The sequence below is a fragment of the Thomasclavelia sp. genome, from assembly GCF_017889095.1.
In the GTDB taxonomy this organism is placed as follows: Bacteria; Bacillota_I; Bacilli_A; order Erysipelotrichales; family Coprobacillaceae; genus Thomasclavelia.
The window spans coordinates 1-9,622 of sequence record NZ_JAGHEW010000001.1 but is presented as its reverse complement, the minus strand read 5'-3'; the positions used below and the strand labels follow the sequence as shown (position 1 = coordinate 9,622).

11 protein-coding genes are annotated in these 9,622 nt (G+C 30.7%); all 11 read left to right on the top strand.

The features are described from left to right. Positions 1-532: PD-(D/E)XK nuclease domain-containing protein (locus tag J7M77_RS00055; RefSeq protein WP_296874796.1), on the top strand; the 532-nt coding region annotated here is incomplete at its 5' end. Between the two features lie 179 nt (positions 533-711). After that, on the top strand, positions 712-1,332 hold the full coding sequence (locus tag J7M77_RS00050) for a hypothetical protein (protein WP_296874795.1): 621 nt from the start codon (positions 712-714) through the stop codon (positions 1,330-1,332). Between the two features lie 9 nt (positions 1,333-1,341). After that, positions 1,342-2,337 (top strand): WYL domain-containing protein, encoded by a 996-nt coding sequence (locus tag J7M77_RS00045; RefSeq protein ID WP_296874794.1) that lies wholly within the window; start codon positions 1,342-1,344, stop codon positions 2,335-2,337. A gap of 125 nt (positions 2,338-2,462) precedes the next feature. Next, complete coding sequence (locus tag J7M77_RS00040) at positions 2,463-3,299, top strand: phosphate ABC transporter substrate-binding protein (RefSeq protein ID WP_296874793.1); 837 nt, start codon at positions 2,463-2,465, stop codon at positions 3,297-3,299. Positions 3,300-3,308: 9 nt separating this feature from the next. Beyond that, a complete protein-coding gene (pstC, locus tag J7M77_RS00035; protein WP_296874792.1) occupies positions 3,309-4,241 on the top strand; it encodes a phosphate ABC transporter permease subunit PstC in 933 nt (310 codons plus the stop codon). Further along, complete coding sequence (gene pstA, locus J7M77_RS00030) at positions 4,234-5,100, top strand: phosphate ABC transporter permease PstA (RefSeq protein ID WP_296874791.1); 867 nt, start codon at positions 4,234-4,236, stop codon at positions 5,098-5,100. Before pstC ends, pstA begins: the two co-directional genes overlap by 8 nt. A gap of 1 nt (position 5,101) precedes the next feature. Then, positions 5,102-5,857: a phosphate ABC transporter ATP-binding protein PstB gene (gene pstB / locus J7M77_RS00025; protein WP_296874789.1), complete on the top strand. Its 756-nt coding sequence runs from the start codon at positions 5,102-5,104 to the stop codon at positions 5,855-5,857. A 9-nt stretch (positions 5,858-5,866) separates the two neighbouring features. After that, positions 5,867-6,526, top strand: a complete 660-nt coding sequence (gene phoU / locus J7M77_RS00020) for a phosphate signaling complex protein PhoU (RefSeq protein WP_296874787.1) — start codon at positions 5,867-5,869, stop codon at positions 6,524-6,526. A gap of 10 nt (positions 6,527-6,536) precedes the next feature. Continuing rightward, positions 6,537-7,220 (top strand): response regulator transcription factor, encoded by a 684-nt coding sequence (locus J7M77_RS00015; protein ID WP_296874786.1) that lies wholly within the window; start codon positions 6,537-6,539, stop codon positions 7,218-7,220. Next, positions 7,207-8,904, top strand: coding sequence for an ATP-binding protein (locus tag J7M77_RS00010; protein ID WP_296874784.1), 1,698 nt, complete (start codon positions 7,207-7,209; stop codon positions 8,902-8,904). The genes J7M77_RS00015 and J7M77_RS00010 overlap by 14 nt, the downstream gene beginning before the upstream one ends. Before the next feature lie 384 nt (positions 8,905-9,288). Further along, on the top strand, positions 9,289-9,622 hold a 334-nt coding region (locus J7M77_RS00005), incomplete at its 3' end, for a hypothetical protein (protein WP_296874782.1).

The window sequence follows — 9,622 nt, the reverse complement described above, 5'->3', positions numbered from 1 at the left end:
CGTCGAAACAATGGATGAAACTAGTGGCTATTATAAGATTAAAGTACCCAATAAAGAAGTCCAAAATGAGTTTAAATCATTGACATCATATTATTTAAAGATATCAGAGACGGAACTGTCAAAAATGTTTCAGGGCTTAATTTATCAAAAGGCTGATATGTTTATTGAAACATATCAAAACATCCTGCTAACGATGCCATCATATTATGACTTGATAAGCGAAAACAGCTATCATATGATGATGCTAGGAATGAGTGCCTGGTTAAGTAATGACTATGAAATCATCAGTAACAAAGAAGCAGGAGTTGGAAGATGCGATATTATCTTAAAAGCTAAAAAAGATAACTTAGCATCATATATAATTGAATTTAAATACAGTGATAATGAAAAAGAGGATTTAGATAAGTTGGCTAATCAGGCAGTAAAACAAATCAAGGAAAAAAGATATGATATAGGACTTGTTGGAAAAGTCATTTATATTGGATTAGGACATTATCATAAACAGGTAAAGATGAAGTGGACTTATAATTAAGTAAATCATTTTAAATAGAGTGAATTTTAACAGTGATAAAGTAGCTGTAAGATTCACTTTTTTTGTATGATAATATATTTTTGTTTAAAACCTAATTTTAGGTGTTTAATAAATGTTAAGTATTGGTATAAAACTTAACAAAAATACTATAATAAAGATAGATAAGAGGAGTGATAAACATGAAAAGTTATTGGCAGGCAGTTGATTTAGACATTATTGAAGTAAAAAGATACATATTGAAAGTTTGTAATGATATTCAAAAAATTCATGATCTTGTAAATAAAAGCATGGATATTAGCATTTTGAAAAAGAAAATTTCTAAGGATAAAGAATTGGAATTACTTGTTTTTACTCGAATTAAACGTAAAATCGATCGAGCATTAAGTTTTGATGAAATGGAAAAAGATTTAGTAATGATGAATTTATTGCTTGATCAGCATTTTTATCCATTGTCAGTTTATAAATATAAATTAGTTAAACATATTTTAGATTTAGGCGGCTTTACAGTTGAAACATATTGTTTATTAAGACATCTAATTAAGTTTTCTCCTAAAATTATTGAAAGTTTTGTTTTAGCGATTTGTAATCGTCAGCATTTAAGCAGTGAACGTTATTATTATTTAACATGTAACATTTTACTACTAGAAAAACAATATAAAAAGGTATACCATTATTTTAAATATATTAGTATTGATGAAAAAATAGAACGATATTTGCCAGCATTATATAATTATAATCCACGCATGTATCGAAAATATGCTAGAATGATGCATATACCTTTAGACTTGATAAGTGAGTAGGAGAAGAACATGGGAGAAAAATTGTTTTATGTTTTTAAGGTAATTAAAGAAAGCAGCGAACCAATCAGTGGTAAAGATATTGTTGAAGCTTTAAGTGAATATGGAATTAAGGTGGATATTAAAACGGTTTATAGTTTGATTGAAAGAATTAATGATTTTTATACTTGTTTGACAGGTAAAAAATTAATTCAAACAATTAGACGGAAAGGATTTATTATTGCTGAGGATTTTTTTGAAGATGGTCAGTTGCAGTTTTTAGTGGATAATGTGGTATCTAATCCTAATTTGGATCAAAAAGCAGCTAATGAGCTAGTTAATAAGTTATTGTTATTAAGTTCAACCAATCAAAGTAAACGTTTGTATATTGAAAAGAAACCTAGTCAGGATCTAACTTTTGATTTATTAGTTAATCTAACAACGATCATTAAAGCAATCAATAATCATCGCAATATTGCTTTTAAATATGTTAGTTATGACATCAAAGATAATCGGTTAACTGAGGTTTATCATACTAATGGGAACTTAAATGAAGAAACTTATATGATATCACCGTATCAAATCTTAGTACGTAATTCAATTTATTACTTAGTTGGTTATTTCAATAAACGTAAAGATAGTTTATCAGTTTATCGGGTGGATCGAATGCGGCTGGTTATGAATCAGCGTGGCCGCTTTGAAGAAATCAGTAAACGTTATGATATTGTTAAGGAATTTGAAAATAATGTTAATATGTTTTTTAGTAATGAACATATTGATTTGATCATAATCTTCAATCGACGAGTTATTCGTGAAGTAGTAAGTCAATTTGGTAAAGATATTATTGTTAGAAGAATTGATAAAGAAAGAGTTGAAGCTAGAATTTTTAATGTGGCTTTGTCGGATGGATTAATTGGCTGGTTAATGATGCTGCAAAATAAAGTAGAAGTAGTCGCTCCAAGCAGTCTACGGATAAATGTAAAAAATAGGTTAAGAAGTATGTTAGCGATGTATGATGAGGGGAATTAGGCAATTTCCCTTTTTTCTTTACATAAACTTAACATAATTAATACATATTTTTGATATAACGAAAGCTTTGATTTGATTATTATATATGTGTCTTAAGAAAAGATAAAGGAAGGGATTTAAGAAGTATGAAAAAAATATTTGGAGTATTATTAACATTAGTATTATGCTTAGGCTTAGTTGGATGTGGCGGTGGAGGAGATGATTCTTCATCTGGTGACATCAGCGGAAAAATTACATTAAATGGTTCAACTTCAATGGAAGAATTTGTTAATGCATTAGCAGAAGGGATCAAAGAACAATATCCTAACTTAACATTAGAACCACAATTTACAGGATCAAGTGCTGGTATTGAAGCAGCAATTGATGGAACAGCTAATATCGGAAACTCATCAAGAGCATTAACTGATGATGAAAAAGCTGAAGGTTTAGTTGAAAACGTTGTAGCTTTAGATGGTATTGCTATTGTAACGCACGCTGATAGTAAAGTAGATAATTTGACTACTGATCAATTAAAACAAATTTATACTGGTGAAATTACTAACTGGTCACAAGTTGGTGGTGATGATCAACAAATCGTTGTTATTGGACGTGAAGCAGGTTCTGGAACTCGCGGTGCCTTTGAAGAAATCTTAGAAATTGAAGATCAATGTAAATACGCTCAAGAATTAAATGAAACTGGTGCCGTAATGGGTCGTGTTGCCGAAACTGAAGGTGCTATTGGATATGTATCATTTGAAGCAATTCAAGATAACGATACTGTTAAAGCATTAACTTTAGATGATGTAGAAATTACAGTTGATACAATTAAAGATGGTTCTTACACTTTACAAAGACCATTTGTAATGGCTACTAAAGGTGAAATTAGTGAACAAAGTAAAGAAGTACAAGCATTATTTGAATTCATTGAAAGTGAAGCTGGACAAAAAATCATTGAATCTTGTAAATTAGTTAGTCCAAACTAGGAGTTAATTATGGAAAAAGACATGTTATCTATTATTAGTAATAGAAAAACAAAGTCGATGGTAGAAAAAACAGCCGCGATAATATTTCGTGGCTGTGCTATTGTATCTATCGTTGCAGTAGTTTCTATTACTGGGTATATGATTATTTCAGGAACACCTGCTTTATTTGAAGTAGGAATTGGAGAAATTTTATTTAGCAGTGTGTGGGCACCAACTGCAGCTGATCCTCAATATGGGATCTTGATGATTATCTTAACATCAATTGTTGGTGTGTTTTTGGCTATCTTGATTGGAGTGCCAATTGGTGTTTTTACAGCAATCAACTTAGCAGAAATCGCTAATCCTAAAGTTAGAAAAATAGTAAAAGCTGCAATTGAATTGTTGGCGGGAATCCCATCAGTTGTTTATGGGTTACTAGGAATCTTAATTGTCTGTCCTTTTATGTATAAAATTGAAATGTTGATATTTGCGGGATCATCAACCCATCAATTTACTGGTGGTGCTAACTTAATTTCGGCAATTATCGTACTTGCAATTATGATTTTGCCAACTTTGATTAATATCACCGAAACTGCTTTAAATACAGTACCTGATGACTATCGCAAAAGTTCATTAGCACTAGGAGCTAGTCAGATTCAAACAATCTTTAAAGTTGTTTTACCAAGTGCTAAATCAGGAATCGTTTCGGCAATCGTATTAGGAGTTGGTCGAGCTATTGGTGAAGCTATGGCAATTTTATTAGTAGCTGGAAATTCAGTTAATGCGCCTTGGCCATTTAATTCAGTTCGTTTTTTAACGACCGGAATTGTTTCCGAAATGGGTTATGCAGCCGGAACTCATCGTCAAGTATTATTTACGATCGGGTTAGTATTATTTATCTTTATTATGGTGATTAATTTAGTTTTAACATTCATTATCAAGAGAGGAGACGAACATGAATAGTGTAAGTATTTATGACAAAAAAAGTCGTGTTAGTGATAAAGTCTTATATTTCTTGATTCAATTTGCAAGTGCACTTTCAGTATTGGTATTAGTTGTTTGTCTTGGCTATATCTTATATCGCGGTGTACCAAGCTTTGATTTTTCTTATTTGGTTAATACTAACAGTATTTTAAAAGGGACTGTCGGAATCTTACCAAATATTATTAATACATTATATATTGTTGTAGTGACTTTATTAGTAGCTTGTCCAATAGGAATAGGCGGAGCTGTATTTTTAAATGAATACGCTAAAAATAAAAAGCTGGTTAATGTGATCTCATTTACGACCGAAGTTTTAGCGGGAATTCCATCAATTATTTATGGTTTATTTGGGATGTTATTTTTTGGTGGGTTATGTCGATTAGGTTTTTCAATTTTATCAGGTTCATTTACATTGGCGATCATGATCTTACCAATCATTACTAGAAATACTCAAGTGGCCTTAGAAGCAGTCCCTAAAAGCTATCGTGAAGCCGCATTAGGGATTGGGGCTACTAAGTGGTATATGATTCGTACTGTTTTATTACCTAGTGCGATGCCGGGGATTTTAACAGGGATAATTTTAGGTATGGGTAGAATTGTTGCTGAATCAGCAGCCTTGTTATATACAGCCGGTTCTTTAGGAATTTTACCAACTAATATTTTTGGTCATTTGTTTACTTCTGGGGCAACTCTTACAATTCAGTTGTATTTAGAAATGGCTAAGGGTAATTATGAAATTGCTTTTGTAATTGCATTGGTATTAATTGTAATTGTTTTAGGATTGAACTTTTTAGCAAAATGGATTTCAAATAAATTTGATGTAAATAAGGTGGATTAGAATGGAAAATAAGATCGTAGCAAAAAATCTAGATTTGTACTATGGTGAAAAACATGCCTTAAAAGATGTTAGTCTAGATATTAAAACAAATAAAATTACTGCTTTTATCGGTCCTTCAGGATGTGGTAAATCAACATTTTTAAAGACATTAAATCGCATGAATGACTATGTCAAAGATGTCAAAATTACTGGTAGTATTACTTTGGATGATGAAGATATTTATGACAGCCGTGTGGATACTACTGTATTAAGAAAAAAAGTTGGAATGGTATTTCAACAGCCCAATCCATTTCCAATGAGCATTTATGATAATATTGCTTATGGACCTAGAATTCATGGGATCAAAAACAAAAAAACATTAGATAAGATCGTTAAAGATTCATTGCAGGCAGCTGCTTTATATGATGAAGTTAAAGATCGATTACATTCAAGTGCTTTAGGTTTATCAGGTGGACAACAACAACGTTTATGTATTGCCAGAGCCTTAGCAGTAGAACCAGAAGTTATCTTATTAGATGAACCAACAAGTGCTTTGGACCCTATTTCAACATTAAAAATTGAAGAATTGTTGATGGAACTTAAAAATAAATATACAATAGCTATTGTAACTCATAATATGCAACAAGCCAGCCGTATTGCTGATTATACAGCCTTTTTCTTAGTGGGAGAAATGGTTGAATATGGTAAGACTAAAGATGTCTTTGGTATGCCTAAGGATAAACGGACTGAAGATTATATTACGGGAAGATTTGGATAGGAGAAAAAAATGTTAAGAAGTAATTTTGAAAATGATTTAAATAAATTGCATGTTGATTTAGATAAAATGTGTCATTTGGTTGTTTTAGCAATCGAAAATTGTATCGTTGCTTTTAAAGGTGGCGACCGAGAACTTTGCCGAGATATTATTTCTGGTGATAAAGTAATCAATGATATGGAAAGAACGATTGAAGCTCGCTGCTTGTCACTTATTTTAAAACAACAGCCAGTTGCCAGTGATTTAAGAAACGTTTCAACAGCTTTAAAAGTTGTTACTGATTTGGAAAGAATTGGTGATCAGGGAGCTGATATTGCAGAAATCTTATTAGAAACTGATGTTACTTGTCCATATAAAATGGTTGAACATATCCCTAATATGGCAGCTTTAGCTAAAGAAATGGTTCGTGGTTCAGTTGAAGCCTTCCATCAATCTAGCTTAGAAAAAGCTAAAGAAATTAAAGGTATGGAAGGTAAAATGAATGGACTATTTAAAGAAGTTAAGGTAGAATTAACTCAAATAGTAAATGAAAATGCAGAGAATATTGATTTAGTGATAAATTTCTTAATGATCGCTAAATACTTTGAAAGAATTGGTGATCATGCTGTTAATATTTGTGAATGGGTTGAATTTAATCAAACCGGGACAGTAGATAATTATCGCTTGATTTAGGAGGATAACAATGGCTAAACGTATTTTTGTAGTTGAAGATGATGAAAATATTCGCGAAATTATTAATTTGGCACTAGTAAGCAGTGGTTATGAAGTAACCCAGTTTGATAATGCGATTGATGCAATTGCAGAAATTAATAAAAATGCACCTGATCTGGCAATCTTTGATTTAATGTTGCCAAAGATGAATGGTATTGATGCAATTGTCAAGATTAGAGAAACTAATAACGAGATACCAATTTTAATTCTAAGTGCTAAAGATCGTGAGATTGACAAAGTAAATGGTTTAGATAGTGGTAGTGATGACTATATGACTAAGCCATTTGGAATTCTTGAATTACAGGCTAGAGTACGTTCATTGTTAAGACGCCATAAAACAAGTGATGTGCTTAAAACTAAACATATTATTGTTGATAAACAAACAAGATCAGTTAAATTAGATGGACAAAATATAGAACTTACTAATAAAGAATACTTATTATTAGTATACTTAATGGATAATAAACATCGTGTCGTTGAACGTGAAGAATTATTAAATGAAATCTGGGGGTATGATTTTATTGGTGAATCAAGAGCTTTAGATGTTCATATTCGAGCTTTAAGAAGCAAGTTAAATGATGATGGTCATAAATATATCAAAACAGTTCGTAGTGTCGGTTATCGTTTCTTTGAAGGAGATGATGATAGTGAATAAAACTATCTTCCGTTATTTCCTTACTGTTTTGTTAATTACCTTGATTTTATCTAGCAGTGTTTCAATGGTGATTTTATCAAACCAGTTATTAGAAAATACGAAACATGATATGCTTTATGCTGTCAAGTTAATTGACTATCAATTAGATGATAAGCAGGATTTAAAGCAGCAAGTAGCTAATTTAAATCCGCTTGCTTATAACGATAATACTCGACTTACCATTATTGATACCAATGGTGATGTTTTAGCTGATAGTGATAGTGATTCGATTGAAGAAAACCATCATGGTCGTGAAGAAGTTAAAGAGGCATTAAGTGATGGAGTTGGCTACGCTACTCGTTATTCCCAAACAACGAAAGAAAATTTACTTTATGTAGCTTTATTTAATGATAATTATATTGTTCGTTTATCAGTTCCTTATGATGGCATTTTTGATTTCTTGCCAACTTTAATTAAACCATTAGGAATTGGAGCAATTATTTCACTTACAATTGCAATTATTTTATCAAAACGTTTCGCTAATACTTTAACTGCACCATTACAAGAAATTACGACACAAGTAATGAAAATGAAAGATTATCGGGAATTAGAATTTGATGCTTATAAATATGATGAATTCAATATCATTGCAACCAAACTAGAAGATCAAGCTAAAACAATTCATGACACGATGAAAACATTAAAAGAAGAACGGACTAAGATCAATGGTATCTTGGATCAGATGAAAGAAGGCTTTATTCTACTTGATAGTAATCTTGAGGTTTTAATGGTTAATCGTAAAGCTCAGCAGCTATATGGAAACCGCATTAGATTAAATAATCCAATTAAAGACTTTATTTTTGATTTTAAAATAATAAATGCGCTAGATCATTTAACGACTGAAAGACAAATTGTCGAAATTGAAAAAGAAAAAGAATTTTATAATTGTTATGTAGCTCGAGTTGATTATGGTGTAACATTATTGTTTGTCAATATTACTGAACAGCATAATGCCATGAAAATGCGCCAGGAATTTTTCTCTAATGTTTCTCATGAATTAAAAACACCAATAACTTCAATTAGAGGTTATAGTGAGTTGTTAGAAACGGGGGTTATCAATGACGAACCTTCAAGAAAAAAAGCATTAGATAAGATTCATGGTGAAGTTGAAAATATGTCTAATTTAGTTAATGATATTTTAATGATTTCTCGGTTAGAAAATAAAGATATCGACGTAATCAAGCATCCAGTCCACTTAATTCCATTAGTTGATGAAATTGTTGATAGTATGCAAGTAGAAATTGATAAACGTCATTTAGAAGTTAGCAAGGAATTAGAAGATATAACTTATATTTCAAATCATCAGCACATGCATCAGTTATTTAGCAATTTAATTACTAATGCTATTAAATACAACGTTGATCAAGGAAAAATCATTATTAAGGCATATCAAGCTAAAAGCGATGTTGTGATCATTGTTCAAGATACTGGACGAGGTATTTCTAAAATTGATCAAGGTCGCGTATTTGAACGTTTCTTTAGATGTGATCAAGGTCGTGATAAAGAAACTGGGGGAACAGGGTTAGGTCTAGCAATCGTTAAACATATTGTTCAATATTATCATGGTAATATTCATCTTTCAAGTAAGTTAAATGAGGGAACTACTTTTAAGATCGTTTTACCAATTGAAGATCATTTTTCATAAAAGATTGGATAAAACCAATCTTTTTATTTTGGAAAAATTACTATGTTATAAATTATAAAGCTTTAGTATTAAAAATCATAATTAAACAAATAATGTAAATAGCTTTGAAGGACCTAAATTGGTTTTTGAAATTGTTATATTTATCGTGTTTTAAAGTTACCGTTTAGTGACAAAAATCTCGATGTTATTAGTCGTAATGTTGATTTATAAGGAATCTTTGACTAGATTCCTTTTCTTTTTTTAAAAAATTTCAAAAAAATTAAAATAAAAAAAGAAAAAACACTAAGTGCGGTTGTATATAAATAGTAGAAGAATAAATTATGTAGTATAATGTCTTTAGATTTAATGATTTATTCTTCTAATTTATACAGAAAGGAGTAGATTATGAAATCAGAAATTAAAAATGATTCAATTTTAAAGCATCATCTAAAAAAAGCTGTTAATTTTGTAGATATCTTTAACGCTGCTGCTTTTAACGGTAACAGCATCATTGATGATGAGAGTATTGAACTCTATGAAAGCGAAATGACCGGCATGGTGGAAAGCGAAGTTATTAAAATCTTAGAAAGAAGAAGAGATGTTATCTTTAAATGGGGCAATCAGGGATTCTTTGCTTTAATTGCCATTGAAAACCAGAAAGATATCGATGATTTAATGGCCTTTAGAGAACTGGCTTATGAATTTTTAGCTTATAATCAGCAGTATGAAAACTATAAGG

Bases quoted from the DNA above. Each gene is read 5' to 3' on its own strand.
- J7M77_RS00050 (WP_296874795.1), top strand. From the start codon at position 712: ATGAAAAGTTATTGGCAGGCAGTTGATTTAGACATTATTGAAGTAAAA.
- J7M77_RS00045 (WP_296874794.1), top strand. From the start codon at position 1,342: ATGGGAGAAAAATTGTTTTATGTTTTTAAGGTAATTAAAGAAAGCAGC.
- J7M77_RS00040 (WP_296874793.1), top strand. From the start codon at position 2,463: ATGAAAAAAATATTTGGAGTATTATTAACATTAGTATTATGCTTAGGC.
- pstC (WP_296874792.1), top strand. From the start codon at position 3,309: ATGGAAAAAGACATGTTATCTATTATTAGTAATAGAAAAACAAAGTCG.
- pstA (WP_296874791.1), top strand. From the start codon at position 4,234: ATGAATAGTGTAAGTATTTATGACAAAAAAAGTCGTGTTAGTGATAAA.
- pstB (WP_296874789.1), top strand. From the start codon at position 5,102: ATGGAAAATAAGATCGTAGCAAAAAATCTAGATTTGTACTATGGTGAA.
- phoU (WP_296874787.1), top strand. From the start codon at position 5,867: ATGTTAAGAAGTAATTTTGAAAATGATTTAAATAAATTGCATGTTGAT.
- J7M77_RS00015 (WP_296874786.1), top strand. From the start codon at position 6,537: ATGGCTAAACGTATTTTTGTAGTTGAAGATGATGAAAATATTCGCGAA.
- J7M77_RS00010 (WP_296874784.1), top strand. From the start codon at position 7,207: ATGATAGTGAATAAAACTATCTTCCGTTATTTCCTTACTGTTTTGTTA.